1 protein-coding gene is annotated in these 244 nt (G+C 72.1%); it reads left to right on the forward strand.

From position 1 onward, the window contains the following. The coding region (locus AC2CJA_RS27460) for a transposase (RefSeq protein ID WP_484605306.1) at window positions 1–244 on the forward strand (244 nt) is incomplete at both ends.

The following is a 244-nucleotide window of genomic DNA, read 5'->3' on the forward strand; positions in this document are numbered from 1 at the left end:
CGGCCCCGCTGATCGTGGCACGGTTCACCAAGAGCCAGTGCCGCCCCTGCCCGGCACGCACGCAGTGCACCAGCACCGCCGACAGCGCCCGCACCGTGGGATTTCCCCCGCGCGAGCTCCGTGACCTGCAACGCCGCGTCCGCGCCGAACAGCAGACGCCCGAGTGGAAGACCCGATACGCGGTCCGCTCCGGAGTGGAGAGCACGGTCAACGAGTTCGCCCACGGCCACGGCATGCGCCGCTG

The sequence above is a fragment of the Streptomyces sp. ATLC9 genome (genome assembly GCF_057196705.1).